The sequence below is a fragment of the Variovorax sp. YR752 genome, assembly GCF_943372545.1.
Genome location: NZ_CALRZC010000086.1, coordinates 14,816 through 31,333, shown reverse-complemented (window position 1 = coordinate 31,333; position 16,518 = coordinate 14,816). Strand labels below are relative to the sequence as shown.

Sequence of the window (16,518 nt, the reverse complement as noted above, 5' to 3'; positions counted from 1 at the left end):
CCGAACACGTCACCCTGTCAGAACTTGCAGGAACTAGGATGAGGGGGTCCCTGACCACTTCCACTGGACGACGGCCTCAAGAACTGGTAGCTGAGCGATGAGTGGAGCAAGCGCACAAGCCTGAGCGGCGACTTCGCCCTAACCCGTAGAAGTGCCGGCGGTAGGCTTCCAGTCCGGTGACGCGCTCCAAGCCGGTGTCGACTTGACTCGCAGCGGTGCAGTGTCCCGACGCTGCCCGCCGGTGCTCAAGGCTGACCGGAGCTCGACGGCCCATCGGCCTGGGTACTTGGCGGTCGCCAGGCTAACCAGTCACCATGGTGCATGCCCCAAGCGATGCAAGCCCGTCCACCGAGATCCCGCCGCCGGTGGACCCCTGGGTGGACCCCCGGCGCCCGAAAAGACAAACGGGCTAGCTCCGTGTAAGAGCTAACCCGTTGATTTGATTGGCGCGGCTGGCAGGATTCGAACCCACGCCCCCTTGGTTCGTAGCCAAGTACTCTATCCAACTGAGCTACAGCCGCGCGAGCCGCACAGTATAGCAGGTTCGCAACGCCCTCAGTCCAGCCGCGCGGCGGCCTCGTGGGCACGGGCAGCACGTTCGGCATCGCCCTCCTGGGCGGCGATGCTGGCCAAGGTGCGCCAGGCCTTGCGCCGTGCCGGCGCCGGCAGGCTCGCGTCGCCCGCCGCTTCGTCCAACAGACGACGTGCCTTGCCCCACAGCTGGCGCTCAGCCAGCGCCATGCCGACGGCGTAGCTCATCGCCGGCTCGCGGCCGTAGGCCTGCGCGGCAGCTTCGAGCCGGGGCAGCCACTCGACACCCAGGCCGGCCACCGCGTGAGCGAAGGCGAGCGCCAGCGCAGCGCGCTCTTCCGCGGCCAACTCGGCGAGGCGTTCCCAGAACGGCCGCAGCCAGCCGCGCGCTTCGTCGCTCGCGCCATAGCCCGCGGCGCGGGTCGCGGCACGCGCGGCGACGAAGGCGTCGCGCCGGTCCAGCGCATCGAGTTGCGTCCAGACGCGACGCAGTTGCTCGGCATCGCGCGCGGTGTCCAGCGATTCGAAGGCCAGCGAGCGCAGCAGCCCCTGTGCCGCCTCCTTCGAGAAGCCCTGGTGCTTGGCGAGCAGGCGTGCGGTCTTCAACGCCTCCTGCGGCTGGCGGCCCAGCCGCGTGGCCTGCAGGCGCAGGCGCAGCGCGTGGGTGCGCCGCGCCACGCCGGTGGGCAGTTCGCCGAGCAGTTCGAGCGCCCGCGTGGCGTCGCGGTCGTCGAGCGCCCACTCGGCGGCCAGCAGGCGCGCGCCCTCTTCCGCCGAGCGCGCGGCTGCACTCTGGCGCGCCAGTTCGAGCGCACGCTCGATCGAGCGGTCGCGGCTGGCGCGATCCTGCAGGCGGTGCGCACTGCCGGCGGCCAGCAGGTGGCCGAGCACGGTGAACTCGTTGTCCTGCACCAGCTCGGGTGTGTCCGACTGGATCGCGAGCGCGCGCTGCGCAGCCTTCTGGGCACGGCTGTAGCGCCCGCCGAAGTACTGCGAGAGCGCCTCGCGCAGCGAGGCCTGCGCGGTGCGATCGCGCCGTGCGACGCGCCACTCGCGGGCGCGCTGCGGCAGACCGATCAGCGCATTGAGCGTGTTGAACACCGTGACCAGCACGGCGCAGATGACCACCAGCAGGATCAGGAACAGGTTGAGCGACAGATCGACTCGCTGGCCGGACCAGTAGAAGCTGACCAGGCCGTCGTTGGCGCCGAGCGTGCTCGCCGCGACGACGGCGACGACGAACAGCAGCACGAACCAGATGACTGATCGCATGGCCCCGGCCCGTCGCTGCTCAGCGCCCCGCGGCGGCCGTGGCCAGCGCCGCCAGCGTGTCGTCGGGGCGCGGCAGCGTGGTCTGGCGCGCCTGCGCGATCACCTGACGCAGCAAGTCGCTGGCGGCAGTGCCGCGGCGCGTGCTGCGATCGAAGTAGCGGTCGATCATCGCCTGCGCGGCGATCAGGTCGGCCTGTGCGGTCGGGAACTGGCGGCTGAGCAATGCCAGCCGCGCGTTGAGCAGCTTGAGCTTGAGGTTCTCGCGCACGAAGAAGGCCTGCTCGGGCGCGAGCAGCGCGGCTTCGGGATGGTCGATGCGGGTCACGCGGACCAGCGCACGCACCTCGTCCCACACGCCGGTGCGCAGGCGTTGCCAGGCTGCGCCCCAGGACGCCGGCAGCCAGGTCGCAGCCGGCGTGTTGGCGGGCGCAGAGGCTGCCGCGCCGGCGCGCGGCGCGCTCGCCGGCGCGGCAGCGGCGCGCGGCAGGTCGCGGCGCGGTTCGGCCACGGCCAGCAGGGGCAGCTCGTCGACCATGCGCATCGCCTCGTCGAGCTTGATGGTCAGCGAGGCGATGTCCAGCGCGCCGGCCGAGCGCACGCGGTCGAGGTCGCGTGCGATCGCGCGGCGCACGCCGTCCAGCCGTGGCTGGCTGTAGCGCGCCAGGCGCTCGTCGCTCTGCCGCAGCACCAGCACCAGCGGCTCGGTGCTGCCGGTGATCGCACCCTGCTGGAGCGCCATGCGCAGCGCGGCCTCGACGTCGACGAGCAGGTTCTCGTCGCGTGAGCGCGAGAGCGACTGGATCAGGTCCTCGAGCTGCGTGCGCTGCAGCGCCACCTCGGCGACACGTGCCTCCAGCAGCGCCACCTTGGCGGCGGCGGCGCCGACGTTCTCCTGCGCCTGCTTGGCGAGCATCTGCGCCTCGACGGCCTGCTTCGCGCTCTCCTGCTGGCGGCGCACGAGCTCCTGCTCGAGTGCGGCGACACGCTGGTCGGTCTTCCAGGCCACGGCCAGCGAGACCACGCCGAGCACCAGCAGCAGCGCCGTGATCAACGCCCACCAGCGACCCGGCGCGGCAGCCACCGTGCGTGCGGCTGGCGCAGGCGCGCTGACGGGCGGCGGCACCGGCGCAGGCGCAGGTGCGGAGTCGTTCGGCGGGGGCGCGATGTCGATCAAGGGATCTCGCTTACGGATACTGGCGGTGTGGGGTCTCGAACGATTGTAGGCAGGCCACCACCGCATCGAGCGCCGGGCGGCATTCGTGCACCGCGCCGAAGCCGGCGACGCGCGCGCGTTCGGCGATGCGCGGGTGGGTGGCCAGTGCGCGGGCCGCCCGCCAGTCGGCGCCGGGCGCGAGAGCCAGCAGGTGGTCGATCGACTCCGAGCTGCTGAACATCCAGGTGTGTGCTGCCGGCGCCGCCAGGGACTCGCGCAGGCGCTCGTGCTGCGCGGCGCCGAGCACCGGCGCTGCACGCTCGTAGGCGGTGACGAAGCCGACGCGCGCGCCCGCCTCGCGCAGCCGCTCGGCCAGCCAGTCGCGGCCGCTTTCGCCGCGCACGATCAGCACGGCGGCGCCCGACCAGTCGCGCTCGCGCAGGCGCTCCCACAGCGACTCGGAATCGAACTGAGCGGCATCGGCCCTCGGCTCGACGATGCAGGCGTCGGGCACGCCCAGCGAACGCAGCACGCGGCTGGTGCCCGGGCCCGGCGAGCCGGCCAGCGTGTCCGGCGGCCAGCGGGCGCCAGCCGGGCGCAGGGCGAAGAACTGCTCGACGGCGTTCGGGCTGACGAACATCACCAGACGCTGAGCTGCCAGGGTGCCCCAGGCTGCCGACACCGGTGCGCGCTCGCGCGGCGGAAAGATGCCGATCAGCGGCAGCGCGATGGCGTCGACGCCGAGTCGGCTCAACTCCGCCACCCACTCGGCCGCCTGCGCGGCGGGACGGGTGACGATCAGCCTCATGACGGCGCCGTCAGGATTCGGCGAGGTAGGCGCCCGAACCCTGCGCCTGCAGCGCCTGCGCGGCCCGTTCGCCGAGCGCGCGCGCCTGCGCGTCGCTGGTCACGGCGTCCTCGACTTCGGTGCGCAGCAGCGTCGACAGCGGCTTCGTCGGGTGCCCGAGCGCGGCGCGCAGCCAGAGCCTGTCGCCGCGCCAGACTGCATGCACCGCCAGCGGCATGCTGCAGCTGCCGCCCATCGCGCGCGACACGGCGCGCTCGGCCTGCACGGCCAGCCAGGTCGGGCGGTGCGTCAGCGTGGCCAGGCGCTCGAGCAGCGAGGTGTTGTCCGAACGCACCTCGATGCCCAGCGCGCCCTGCCCGGCACACGGCAGCATCTCGCCGGGCTCGAAGACGCTGCGGATGCGTTCGGCCAGGCCGAGGCGCTTCAGGCCCGCGGCGGCCAGCACGATGGCGTCGTAGCCGCCTTCGTCGAGCTTGCGCAGCCGCGTGTCGAGGTTGCCGCGCAGCGGCTCGACCACCAGGTCGGGGCGCAGCGCACCGAGTTGCACCCAGCGGCGCAGCGACGAGGTGCCGATCTTGGCACCCTGCGGCAGGTCCGCCAGGCGCTCGTAGCGCGGCGAGACGAAAGCATCGCGCGGGTCCTCGCGGTCGAGCACGGTGGCCAGCGCGAATCCTTCGGGCAGATCCATCGGCACGTCCTTGAGCGAATGCACCGCGAGGTGCGCCCGCCCCTCCTCCAGCGCCGTCTCGAGTTCCTTGACGAACAGCCCCTTGCCGCCGACCTTGGACAGCGTGCGGTCGAGGATCTGGTCACCGCGCGTGGTCATGCCGAGCAGGTCGACCTTCGCGCCGAAGCGCTGCGCCAGCAGGTCGCGCACGTGCTCGGCCTGCCACAGGGCCAGTCGGCTTTCTCGGGTGGCAATGACGATGGGTTCGGCCATGGCCGGCATGCTAGCAGGCGCGCGTCTTGCGTCAGTCGGCCCGGCAGGCCCGGGCTGTTAGCATCGGGCGACGTAACCAAGTTACAGCTCCGGAGGAGGCCCATGAACAACGCGACACGCCGCAGCGCGAGCGACGCCGCCGAGAAGAACCGCCCGCTGGTGGAGGACATCCGGCTGCTCGGCCGCATCCTCGGCGACGTGATCCGCGAGCAGGAGGGCAAGGACGCCTTCGAGCTGATCGAGCGGGTGCGCAAGCTGTCGGTGGCCTACCGGCTGAAGAGCGATGCGCAGGCCGGCCGCGCGCTCGACCGGCTGCTGAAGAACCTGTCGGGCGACCAGACCGTCAGCGTGATCCGCGCCTTCAGCTACTTCTCGCACCTGGCCAACATCGCCGAGGACCGCCACCACGTGCGCCGGCGCGAGCACCACGAGGGCCAGGGCCACCTGCAGGAAGGCTCGCTGGCCACCACCTTCGAACGCCTGGCCGAAGCCGACATCCGCGCCAACGAGATCGTGCGGACGCTGCGCCACGCCTACATCAGCCCGGTGCTGACCGCCCACCCGACCGAGGTGCAGCGGCAGAGCATCCTCAGCGCCGAGCGGGCGATCGCCGAGCTGATCGGCGAGCGCGACGAACTGCGCAGCGACCGCGACCGCGCCGAGGGCGAGTCGCTGATCCGCGCCCGGATCACGCAGCTGTGGCAGACGCGCATGCTGCGCACCGCCAAGCTGACGGTGTCCGACGAGATCGAGAACGCGCTGAGCTACTACCACTCGACCTTCCTGCGCCAGATCCCGCGCATGTACCGCGAGATCGAGGAACAGCTGCCCGGCCACGAGATCGCGCCCTTCTTCCGCATGGGCAACTGGATCGGCGGCGACCGCGACGGCAACCCCTTCGTCACCGAAGTGACGCTGCAGATGGCGCTGCGCCGGCAGAGCGAGACGGTGCTGCGCCACTACCTCACCGAGGTGCACCTGCTGGGCAGCGAGCTGTCGATGTCGGCGATGCTCGCGCCGGTCACCGCCGAGATGCAGGCGCTGGCCGAGCGCTCGCCCGACCACAACGCGCACCGCGAGGACGAGCCCTACCGCCGCGCGCTGATCGGCATGTACGCGCGGCTCGCCGCCACGCTGCACGAGCTGACCGGCACCGAGGCACTGCGCCACGCGGTGGCGCCGGAGAGCCCCTACCTGCATGCGCACGAGTTCCTCGCCGACCTGAAGGTGATCGAGGCGTCGCTGCGTTCGCACCACGCCGGCGCGCTGGTCGGCCCGCGGCTGGCGCCGCTGATGCGTGCGGTGCAGGTGTTCGGCTTCCACCTCGCCACCGTCGACCTGCGGCAGAGCTCGGACAAGCACGAGGCGGTGGTCGCCGAACTGCTGAAGGCCGCACGCATCGAGGCCGACTACAGCGGCCTGCCCGAACCCGCCAAGCGCGAGCTGCTGGTACGGCTGCTCAACGACGCGCGGCCGCTGCGCGTGCGCGCCGCGAGCTACAGCGAGCACACCGACGGTGAGCTGGCGATCTTCGAGACCGCCGGCCGCATGCTGCAGCGCTTCGGTCGCGAGTCGCTGCGCCACTACATCATCTCGCACACCGAAGACGTCAGCGACCTGCTCGAGGTGCTGCTGCTGTTCAAGGAGACCGGGCTGATGCGCGGCGAGCTGCACGATGCCGCCGTGACCGAGCTGATCGTCGTGCCGCTGTTCGAGACCATCGGCGACCTGCGCAACGCCGCGCCGATCATGCGCGCCTACTACGCGCTGCCCGGCGTCGCCGCGATGATGAAGGCCTCCGGTGCCGAGCAGGACATCATGCTCGGCTACAGCGACAGCAACAAGGACGGCGGCAGCTTCACCAGCAACTGGGAGCTGTACCGCGCCGAGATCGCGCTGGTCGAGCTGTTCACCGAACTCGACCGCGCGCACGGCCTCACGCTGCGCCTGTTCCACGGCCGCGGCGGCACGGTGGGCCGCGGCGGCGGCCCGAGCTACCAGGCCATCCTGGCGCAGCCGCCGGGCACGGTGAACGGGCAGATCCGCCTGACCGAACAGGGCGAGGTGATCGCCTCGAAGTACGCCCACCCCGAGATCGGCCGGCGCAACCTGGAGACGCTGGTCGCCGCGACGCTGGAAGCGACGCTGCTGCACCCGACCAAGAGCGCGCCCAAGGCCTTTCTCGAGGCGGCGGACGCGATCAGCGCCGCCAGCTACGCGGCCTACCGCAAGCTGGTCTACGAGACCCCCGGCTTCACCGACTACTTCTTCAGCGCCACGCCGATCCGCGAGATCGCTGAGCTGAACATCGGCTCGCGGCCGGCCTCGCGCAAGGCGACGCGGGCGATCGAAGACCTGCGCGCCATCCCGTGGAGCTTCAGCTGGGGCCAGTGCCGCGTCGCGCTGCCGGGCTGGTGCGGCTTCGGCTCGGCGATCGAGGCCTACCTTGGCAAGGATCCGAAGCAACGCAAGGAACGCCTGGCGCTGCTGCAGAAGATGCACAAGCAGTGGCCGTTCTTCCGCACCCTGCTGTCCAACCTCGACATGGTGCTGGCCAAGAGCGACCTGGGCATCGCAGCGCGCTACGTCGAACTGGTCGAGGACAAGAAGCTAGGCCGCCGCATCTTCGGCCTGGTGCGCGCCGAATGGGAACGAACCAACGACGCGCTGTCGCTGATCACCGGCGAGAAGAAGCGGCTCGAGTCCAACCCTACGCTGGCGCGCTCGATCGAGCACCGCTTCCCCTACCTCGACCCGCTGAACCACCTGCAGGTCGAGCTGATGCGTCGCTACCGCAGCGGCCGCGACGGCGACCCGGGCATGGACCGCGTCAAGCGCGGCATCCACATCTCGATCAACGGCGTGGCGGCGGGGCTGCGCAACACCGGCTGAGCGGCGGCATTCAGGGCCGCAGCGTGGCGAAGCGCCGCACCGCGGCCACTTCGCCCTGGGCCGCCACGGCGGCGAAGTAGTCGAGCTGGCGTTGCGCGGCCGGGCAGTCGTGCGCCTCGGCACCGCGGAAGCTGTCGGCCAGCCGCGCCGCGGCATCGAGGTCGCGGGCAGCGGCGGCCATGCGCTCGGGGAACCAGCCCAGGCGCTTGCCGATGGCGCGGCCGCTGGACACGTCCTGCAGCGTGGCGCCGCGCAGCACCAGGTGCTCGGCCAGTTGCTGGCACAGCTCGCGCCGGCCCGCCACGGCCAGTGCGGAGGGGCCGCACCAGGCCGACGCCGCCGCGCCGCCGGCCTCGCGCCAGCCCGCACGCAAGGCCTGCAGCGCCTCGCCCATCTGCAGGCGCTCCTGCACGCCGGCATCGGCCGGCTGCGCCGACTGCACGGCGGCGAACAGTGCCTGCTCGGCCACGCGCCCGAAGGGCACCGCCAGCGCATGCCGCATGGCGTCCGTGGCCGACTCGTCTTCGCCGCGCGCCAGCTCGGCCGCCGCCAGTTGCAGCCACGGCTCGGCGTGCGCGGGGTCGGCGGCGACTGCGTCCTCGGCGGCCAGGCGGGCGCAGGCACCGGCCTCGTCCGGCTTCGAGCCGGTGCCGCACGCCTGCAGCGCGAAGGCCAGCAGCCCCGGGTCGCGGCTGACCTCGGCCAGTTCGGCCACACGCTCGCGCTGCGACACCCACGCCGACGTGGCCGCCGCGGTGGACAGCGTCGGGCAATCGGCGTCGTCGGCACAGGCCGGGCGCACCGGCGCGACCGGCGGCGCGGCGAGCACCGGCGCGAGCACCTGGGCGACCGCCTTGCCGCGCGGCTCGGGCCCCGCCTGCAAGGCCTCCAGCCAGCGCTGCATCACCGGGCGCGTGCGCTCGGCGCGCAAGCGGCGCGCGGCCAGGTCGGCGCCGCCGCTGCCGGCCGCCACGCTGCCCAGGCCGCAGACGCGCACCTCGGCGCCGGGCGCCGCGGCCGGATCGTTCGCCGGCTGCGAGGCAGTTGCCGGCAGTGCAGCGGTGTCGACACGCCGCGCAGCGGCGGCACTGGCCGGCGCCACCGCCGCGGCCGGGTCTCCGGACGCCTGCACCTGCGGCTGCCGATCGCGCACGTCGTCGACCCCGCTGCCCAGCCACCACGCCACGACTGCCGTGCCCAGCGCGGCCAGCAGCAGCGCGCGCGGCCAGCGCACGCCGGGGCGGTCGAACCATATGCGCACCGGCCGCATGCGGGTGACGATCTCAGTGCCCGGCGGCGGTGAGCGCTTCGCGCACCGCGGCCAGTTGGCGACGCGACACCGCGAGCCATTCGTCGACCGGCGCGACCCGCACCGCCCAGGCCTCGGCGCCCTCGTCGTCGCCTTCACCGGCGAGCGTGCGGCGCTCGAGCGCGCGCACCGCGACGCGCGCGACCAGCGCGTTGCGGTGCACGCGCAGGAAGCGCTCGCCCAGGCGCGACTCGAGCTCTGCCAGCGAGTCGTCGAGCACGAAACTGTGCTGCGCCGTGCGCAGAGTGACGTACTTCAGCTCTGCCTTCAGGTAGAGCACCTCGGCCAGCGGCACCCGCACCACGCGGCCGCGATCGCTGACGACGAGCATGCCGTCGGGCCCCGGCGCCGCTGCGGCCTGCCCGGTGCGCAGCGCCAGCCGCTGCGCGACACGCTGCAGCGCCGCCTGCAGGCGCTCGCGCTTGACCGGCTTGGTCAGGTAGTCGACCGCCTCCAGCTCGAAGGCCTGCAACGCATGCTCGGCGTGGGCAGTGACGAACACCACCGCCGGCGCATCCGGCTGGCTGCGCAGCCGCTGCGCGAACTGCATGCCGTCCAGCCCCGGCATGTGGATGTCCAGCAGCAGCAGGTCGCACGGATGCGAGGCCAGAAAGTCCAGCGCCTGGGCCGCGTTGGCCGCCTCGCCGATCACCACCGCCGGCACCTCGCGGCAGTCGCCGACCAGCGTGCGCAGGCGCAGCCGCGCAAGCTCCTCGTCGTCGACCAGCAGGACACGCAGCGGGGCATTCATAGCGGTACGACCAGTTGCACCCTGAAAGCGCCATCGACGCGACGCGCCTCGAACTGCGCGGCCATGTCGTGCATCAGGTTGAGCCGCTCGCGCACGTTCTTCAGTGCCATGCCGTTGCCGGGCCGCGAGGCCTGGGCCGGCACGGTGTTGGCGATCACCACCTGCGCGCGCCCGGCCTTCACGCGGGTGCGGATGCGCACCGTGCCACCCTCGGGTGCGGGCTCGACGCCATGGCGAACGGCGTTCTCGACCAGCGGCTGCAGGATCAGCGGCGGCACGCGCGCGCTGCCGGCCTCGTCGTCGAGTTCCCAGACGATGTTCAGCCGCGCACCGAAGCGCACCTGCTCGATGTCGAGGTAGCGCCGCGCCAGTTCGACCTCTTCGGCCAGCGACACCGATTCGCCGATGTCGGTCAGCGCGACGCGGAACAGTTCGGCCAGATCCTCCAGCACCCCCTCGGCGCGCGCCGGATCGACACGCACCAGCGCCAGTGCGGTGTTCAGCGTGTTGAAGAGGAAGTGCGGGCGGATGCGCGACTGCAGCTCGGCCAGGCGTGCCGTGGTTTCGGCGGGCAGCAGCGCACGGGCGCGCCAGCGCAGCCAGCCGTACACCGCGGCCGCGGCGCCGGCGCCGGCCAGCACCGGCGCCAGCAGCGGCTGCGCACCGAGCACGTCCAGGCCGAGCGGCAACAGCAGCAGGGCCGGCACGGCTGCGGACAGCGCGCCCAGCCCCATTGCCACCAGCCAGCGCGCGGCTGGCGACAGGGCACCGAGCGGGCGCTTGAGCAGGCAGGCGGTGCTCAGCCACAGCAGCACCGCCGGCACCGCCACCGAGGAGGCAGCAGCCAGCCGCGACAACCAGGCCTGGAAATCGACGGCAACGAACAGCACGCCCAGGCCCACCGCCGCCTCGACGGCCAGCAGGGTGCGCAGCACCACGCCGGCATGGCAGACGTCGAATACCGACGCCGGGCGCCGGGCCGCAGCCTCGCCGGGCATCAGCGTGTCCAGCACGGTCGAGCCGAAGCCGGTGCTGCGCGGTTCGGCGGTGCTGCTGGCAGGAAGGACGCTGGGCTCGGCGCTCATCGGAGGAGGTTCGCAGGGGCGCCGATAGAATCGCGGCGCCTCCCGCATTGTCGCCAAACCCGGCGCCCCCGCCATGTCCTCCAACCAACTCGACAAGAAGTCCCAGGCGTGGTCCGCGCTGTTCTCGGAGCCGATGAGCGAGCTGGTGCAGCGCTACACCGCCAGCATCGAGTTCGACAAGCGCCTGTGGCGCGCCGACATCGCCGGCAGCCTGGCCCATGCCGAGATGCTGGCCGCCCAGGGCGTGATCGGCGCCACCGACCTCGCCGACATCCAGCGCGGCATGGCGCAGATCCGCGCAGAGATCGAGTCCGGCAGCTTCGAATGGAAGCTCGCGCTGGAGGACGTGCACCTGAACATCGAGGCGCGATTGACACAGATCGTCGGCGACGCCGGCAAGCGGCTGCACACCGGCCGTTCACGCAACGACCAGGTGGCCACCGACGTGCGGCTGTGGCTGCGCGACGAGATCGACGGCATCGCCGCACTGCTGGTCGAACTGCAGCGCGCGCTGGTCGAGGTGGCAGAGAAGAACGCCGAGGTCATCCTGCCCGGCTTCACGCACCTGCAGGTGGCCCAGCCGGTCAGCTTCGGCCACCACCTGCTGGCCTACGTGGAGATGTTCTCGCGCGACGCCGAACGCTTTGCGGACGTGCGCCGCCGCACCAACCGCCTGCCGCTGGGCAGCGCCGCACTGGCCGGCACCAGTTACCCGCTCGACCGCGAGCGCGTCGCGAAGACGCTGGGCATGGAAGGCGTCTGCCAGAACAGCCTCGACGCAGTCAGCGACCGCGACTTCGCCATCGAGTTCACGGCCGCCGCGAGCCTGGCGATGATCCACGTCAGCCGCTTCAGCGAGGAGCTGGTGCTGTGGATGAGCCAGAACTTCGGTTTCATCGACCTGGCCGACCGCTTCTGCACCGGCTCGTCGATCATGCCGCAGAAGAAGAACCCCGACGTGCCGGAGCTGGCGCGCGGCAAGACCGGCCGCGTGGTCGGCCACCTGATGGGGCTGCTCACCTTGATGAAGGGCCAGCCGCTGGCCTACAACAAGGACAACCAGGAAGACAAGGAACCGCTGTTCGACACCGTCGACACGCTGCGCGACACGCTTCGCATCTTCTGCGAGCTGGTCGGCGGCATCGTCGTCAAGCCGGAGGCGATGGAGCGCGCCGCGCTGAAGGGTTACGCCACGGCGACCGACCTGGCCGACTACCTGGTGAAGAAGGGCCTGCCCTTCCGCGATGCGCACGAGGCCGTGGCGCATGCGGTGAAGACGGCCATCGGCCTGGGGCTCGACCTCGCCGAACTGCCGCTGGCGACACTGCAGAGCCTGCACCCGGCGATCGGCGAGGACGTGTTCGAGGTGCTCACGCTGCGCGGCTCGCTGAACGCCCGCAACCTGCTCGGCGGCACCGCGCCGGCGCAGGTGCGAGCGCAGGTGGCGCGGCACCGCGCACGGCTGGCCTGATCAGTCGAAGCTGATGCGGCGCGCGTTGACCCGCGCGCTCTGGCCGGCCACCACACCACGCACCGTGACCGCGCGCCCGGTCGCCAGCTGCGCCTCGGTGCCACCCTCGAACTGCACGCCGTTGCCGCCGTAGTAGACGGTGGTGTCGCGCAGCACGAAGGAACGCCCGGGCGCGTCGACCGACTGGATCGCGCCGGCCAGCGTGATGGAGCCCTGGTCGGCGCCGCCGCCGCGTTCGTCCAGGCGAACGGTCCTGGCCACGAGCACGCCGTCGACCGCGCTGCCATCCACCACCACCGGCTTGCCCAGCGCGAGCTCGCCGGGCTGGCCGATGCGGCGCGCCGCACGGGCGTCGACCGGCTGGCCATTGACGCTGAACTCGGTGGAAGAGACGAAGCTCGTGATGGCGCCGCGCAGCTTGACACGGTCCAGGTCCGGCAGTTCGCGCGCACCGGAGGCCACCTCGGTCACCACCCAGCGGCCGCCGACCGGCACGGTTTGCGCGCGCACGCGCAGGTAGGCACCGTCATCGAGCAGCGGCTGGGCGCCATCGTAGGCGAACAGGGCTGCGCCGATGCGGAAGGTGCGGGCCGTCGTGTCGAGATCCTGCACCGGGCCGCGCACCTGGTACGCGGTCAGCGGCCCGCTGCGCGGCGCGATCAGCGTGGCGACATAACGATTCGCGGCAGCGTCATAGAAGCCCGAGACCTCGACCGCCGCACCGTCCGCCACGCTCGCCAGGCCGTTGACGAAGCTCGGATCGAACGCGGTCGCGCCGTCGACGACGAGCACGGTCTGGCCGAACACGACGAGCGTGCCGGCGCTGGTGTCGATCTGGCTGGCCAGGCCGACCAGCTCGGCGATCATGCGGATGCGCGTCGCGACGGCGGTCGGCGCGTCGTCCGTGCCGACTATCGCCTCGCTGTCGATCTCGGTGCTCTGCCCCAGGCGCAGCGCGCTGCGCGTGCGCTCGATGCCGTCGTCGTCGACCACGGTCGCGCTGCTGTCGTCGAACTCGATGCCGCCGACGAAGATCGAGCCGAACCCCTCGATCGGCCCGGACGCGTACGACCCGGTGCCGCCCACGCCCACGCTGCCACCGCAGCCGGCCACCAGCGCGGCGAGGAACAGCACTGCCGCACCGGCGGTGCGCCAGCCGGCAGCCAGTGCCGCGAACGGGGTCGAGCTCATGTCGCATCTCCTTCGCGCCGGCGGGTACGTCGTGCCGGCTTGCGTGCGGTCGTGGCAGCGGGCGGTGCGTCCGGCTCGTCCGCCGCGACCTGGTAGCTGAACAGGCCGATGCGCATGCGGTTGCCGGGGCCGAGCGTGCTGCCGATCCCGGCCGCGTCGTCGGCGGCAATCATCTTCTCGATGCGGGGCACCAGTTCGCTGGTCATCGTGCGCCAGTGCTGCGTCACCAGCTCGCGCAGTTCGGCGAGCGATCGGTCCGACAACCCGTCGGCGTAGATCGCCTGCTCGAAGTGCTCGCGGCCGACCGCGAGCACGTTGTCGACGGCGGCGCTGAAGTGATCGCCGAGGTTGTCGCCCATGAATCCGACCATGCGTGCTTCGTCGCCGCGCGGCACGAAGGCCTCGCGGCGCAGCGACACGGTGTCGGCGTCAGCGTTGTGCTCGGCGAGGCCGAGCCGCATCAGCTCTTCCAGCAGGCTGCGCGGATGCATGTCGCGCGTCACCGACTGCGCCAGCGTCTCGAAGCTCGGTGCGACGCCGAGCCGCGGCAGCACGCGCGGCCGCCCCTCGGCGTCGAGGTATTCGGAGTGCGTCGACCAGCGCGCGAAAGCCTCGCTCGGGTACGAGCGCGCGGGCTCGGCACGGCGCTGGCGGGCGTCGGTCAGGCGAGTCACCTCGCGCCGGTTGATGCCTGTGGCCGCACTGATGCGGCTGACGCGCCGGTGCTCGAGCAGTTGGGGGTAGGCGGCATGCGCCACGTCGACGAATGCCGCACGCAGCATCTCGTCGACGGTGGCATGGGTCACGCCACGTGAGACCGCCAACCGTGCCAGCGGCACCAGCAGGCGGCGGAGGGCATCGATCAACGCCGGTTGTTCGCCGGGCGGCAGGTTTCCGTCGGGATGCAGAAGAGGTTCGTTCACGGTCGGCCGAGATGGTACCTGCCGGCCGGCATGCGAAAGGGGCGGCACGGTATCAAAACCGTACCGCCCCCGCACATCCGTGCGGCAGTGCGCGATTGCGCACCCCCCGTTCGCGTGGGTCAGTCCTCGAACTTGATCGACGCGGCCGTCAGCGTGCTGCGGTCGTCCGACAGCGTGCCCTTGACCTCGACCCTGGCGCCGTCGACCACCTGCGCCTCGCTGCCGCGCTCGTAGCTCACGCTGCCGCCGTAGGCCACCTTCACGCCGCGCAGCATGAAGGTCTTGGTCGTGCCGTCGACACCGCTGACGTCACCGTGCAGTTCGACGCCGCTGATCGAGTCGTCGCTGCCGTCGAGCACCTTGACCCGCTCGGCGACGAGCGTGCCGTTCCTGGCGGAGCCACGCACCTCGACGATCGAGCCGGCGTTCACCGGGCCCTTGTCGATGCGTGCGGCGCTGGCGTCGACGGGGATGCCGTTGACCTCGAACTGCGTCGCCGAGGTGTAGGCCGTCACGTTGCCCTGCAGGCGTGCGTCGTCATGGTCGTCGACCCGGCGATCGCCGCCGCGGATGCCAGTGGCCACCCACGTTCCGTTGACCTGATCGATGGCCATGCGCACGCGCACCTTCATGCCGTCGGCCAGACCGGCCGGCATGTCGGCCGCGTTGAGCGTGGCGTAGGAGATCAGCGCGTCGCCGATGCGGAAGGTCTTCGCCGTGGTGTCCAGCGCGCTGATCGTGCCGTTCACCTTGAAGCTGGTCGCCGCATTCTCGGCTTCGATGCGCGTGGCGACGTAGTGGCCGGTGGCCGCATCGCGTTGCGCGTGCACCTCGACGACCTTGCCCGCCAGCCCTGCGACGCCGCTGGCGCCCAGCGAGTCGTCGAACACCGTCTCCGCTTTCACCTCGATGACCTGGCCGAGCACGACGAAGCTGTTCGCTGCGGGGTCCACGCTGGCCACCGGCCCCTTGATCTCGCTGCCGAAGCGGATGCGCACGGCGGTGGCACGGCCGGTGCTGTCGTCGATGCGGCCGCTCTCGACCTCGACCATGCTGCCGAGCCGGATGTCGTCGCTGCTGCCGCGCGCGCCGTCCTCGTTCTCGATCTCGGCGCCGCTGTCATCGAAGCGCACGCCGTTGACGATGATCGAGCCGAAGCCGCGCACCGCTCCCACGGTGAAGGTCGACGCGGCGGTCACGCCGTCGCCCGTGCTGCTGCCACCACCACCGCCGCAGGCGCTGATCAGGCCGATGGCCATCAGGGTGGTCAGGGTCGTCGTCCAGCCGAAACGGCGGCGGGTCCAGCTTGCTTGCTTGCTGTTCATCTTTCGCTCCTCGAAGGTAGGTGCAGCACGCCCCCGCGCTTCACACCATGGGCGAAAGACTACTTGGGATAATTTTCCCAGTCAATGATTTGGGCTAGTTTTCCCACTTCATGTTTGTAACGGAGATGGCGCAGGCGCCTGCGGCATCTGGTACAGCCACACCGGCTTGCGCCCGGGACCGCGCAGCACGGCGCTCGGGCGCTGGTCGGGAGCTTCGAACTCGAGGCTGGCGAGCCAGGCGCCGGCACGCAGTTCCTGGCGTGCCTTGGCGAGGGCCCTCGGCATGCTCTCCGGTCGCTGGAAGAGATAGACGAGGTCCTGGCGTGACCAGTCCGCCGCCCAGATGTCGCCGCGGCGCACACGGGCGAAGCGGCAGCGCCAGGCGCAGGCCAGCCGCAGCGGCCAGCTCCATTCGATGCCGGCCAGGCTCGCTGCGGGGTACTCGCGGTGCAGTTCGCGCAGGCCATCGCCCAAGCCGCACCCGGCATCGAGCACCGCGGCTCCCTCGGGCAAGGGCGCGAGCCGGGCCAGCCCCTGCAAGGCACCGGCGGGCGTGGGGAACATCGGCGCGTCGCGCCAGGCGTTGAGCGGGTAGAGCAGCAGCAGCAAGCCCAGCGGCAGCAGCCAGGCCCAGGCCGGCAGCGCACCGCCCAGCCCGGAGGCGGCCAGCGAGAGCGGGAAGCCCGCCGCGACGAAGATGCGCCGCCAGCGCGTCGCGGCCGGCAGCGCCAGCACCAGGCCGAGCGCGGCGCCGAGCACGAGAGCGATCGGCGCGCCGGCACCCAGCCGTGTCAGTCCGACGAACAGAGCCCACGATGCCGCCCAGGCGGCCAGTGCGGGCAGGGGCCAGACCACGGCGCCGCCGCG

13 protein-coding genes and 1 tRNA gene are annotated in these 16,518 nt (G+C 71.9%); 2 read left to right on the top strand and 12 right to left on the bottom strand.

What is annotated here, in order from left to right; all coding sequences use genetic code 11:
* Positions 1-444: 444 nt before the first annotated feature.
* The 5 genes from AAG801_RS20285 to hemC all read right to left on the bottom strand — a co-directional run bounded on the left by AAG801_RS20285 (position 445) and on the right by hemC (position 4,704).
* Positions 445-521: transfer RNA gene (locus AAG801_RS20285), tRNA-Arg, on the bottom strand.
* A 34-nt stretch (positions 522-555) separates the two neighbouring features.
* Positions 556-1,803 (bottom strand): heme biosynthesis HemY N-terminal domain-containing protein, encoded by a 1,248-nt coding sequence (locus tag AAG801_RS20280; RefSeq protein WP_341889978.1) that lies wholly within the window; start codon positions 1,801-1,803, stop codon positions 556-558.
* A 19-nt stretch (positions 1,804-1,822) separates the two neighbouring features.
* Entirely contained in the window at positions 1,823-2,977 is a 1,155-nt protein-coding gene (locus AAG801_RS20275) for a uroporphyrinogen-III C-methyltransferase (protein ID WP_341889977.1), read from the bottom strand.
* Positions 2,978-2,987: 10 nt separating this feature from the next.
* Positions 2,988-3,764: a uroporphyrinogen-III synthase gene (locus AAG801_RS20270; RefSeq protein WP_341889976.1), complete on the bottom strand. Its 777-nt coding sequence runs from the start codon at positions 3,762-3,764 to the stop codon at positions 2,988-2,990.
* Between the two features lie 10 nt (positions 3,765-3,774).
* On the bottom strand, positions 3,775-4,704 hold the full coding sequence (gene hemC / locus AAG801_RS20265; RefSeq protein ID WP_341889975.1) for a hydroxymethylbilane synthase: 930 nt from the start codon (positions 4,702-4,704) through the stop codon (positions 3,775-3,777).
* Between the two features lie 102 nt (positions 4,705-4,806).
* On the opposite strand from hemC, the gene ppc reads away from it, so the two are divergent.
* Positions 4,807-7,596, top strand: coding sequence for a phosphoenolpyruvate carboxylase (gene ppc / locus AAG801_RS20260; RefSeq protein ID WP_341889974.1), 2,790 nt, complete (start codon positions 4,807-4,809; stop codon positions 7,594-7,596).
* Between the two features lie 10 nt (positions 7,597-7,606).
* On the opposite strand, the gene AAG801_RS20255 is transcribed toward ppc, so the two are convergent.
* From AAG801_RS20255 to AAG801_RS20245, 3 genes are read right to left on the bottom strand one after another with little or no spacing between them, the layout of a single operon-like run.
* Positions 7,607-8,857, bottom strand: coding sequence for a hypothetical protein (locus AAG801_RS20255; RefSeq protein ID WP_341889973.1), 1,251 nt, complete (start codon positions 8,855-8,857; stop codon positions 7,607-7,609).
* A gap of 22 nt (positions 8,858-8,879) precedes the next feature.
* A complete protein-coding gene (locus AAG801_RS20250) occupies positions 8,880-9,656 on the bottom strand; it encodes a LytTR family DNA-binding domain-containing protein (protein ID WP_341889972.1) in 777 nt (258 codons plus the stop codon).
* Entirely contained in the window at positions 9,653-10,741 is a 1,089-nt protein-coding gene (locus AAG801_RS20245; protein WP_341889971.1) for a histidine kinase, read from the bottom strand. Before AAG801_RS20245 ends, AAG801_RS20250 begins: the two co-directional genes overlap by 4 nt.
* 73 nt (positions 10,742-10,814) lie before the next feature.
* Here AAG801_RS20245 and argH point away from each other — a divergent pair, with 73 nt between their 5' ends.
* Positions 10,815-12,212, top strand: a complete 1,398-nt coding sequence (argH, locus tag AAG801_RS20240; protein WP_341889970.1) for an argininosuccinate lyase — start codon at positions 10,815-10,817, stop codon at positions 12,210-12,212.
* Here argH and AAG801_RS20235 read toward each other — a convergent pair whose 3' ends face one another.
* The 4 genes from AAG801_RS20235 to AAG801_RS20220 form a co-directional block, all read right to left on the bottom strand.
* Positions 12,213-13,403 (bottom strand): DUF5666 domain-containing protein, encoded by a 1,191-nt coding sequence (locus AAG801_RS20235; RefSeq protein ID WP_341889969.1) that lies wholly within the window; start codon positions 13,401-13,403, stop codon positions 12,213-12,215.
* Positions 13,400-14,326, bottom strand: a complete 927-nt coding sequence (locus tag AAG801_RS20230) for a DUF6502 family protein (protein ID WP_341889968.1) — start codon at positions 14,324-14,326, stop codon at positions 13,400-13,402. The genes AAG801_RS20235 and AAG801_RS20230 overlap by 4 nt, the downstream gene beginning before the upstream one ends.
* Positions 14,327-14,445: 119 nt before the next feature.
* The gene (locus tag AAG801_RS20225; RefSeq protein WP_341889967.1) at positions 14,446-15,651 is read right to left on the bottom strand and encodes a DUF5666 domain-containing protein; all 1,206 of its coding nucleotides are present in this window, start codon (positions 15,649-15,651) and stop codon (positions 14,446-14,448) included.
* A 108-nt stretch (positions 15,652-15,759) separates the two neighbouring features.
* Positions 15,760-16,506 (bottom strand): class I SAM-dependent methyltransferase, encoded by a 747-nt coding sequence (locus tag AAG801_RS20220; RefSeq protein WP_341889966.1) that lies wholly within the window; start codon positions 16,504-16,506, stop codon positions 15,760-15,762.
* Positions 16,507-16,518: the final 12 nt, after the last annotated feature.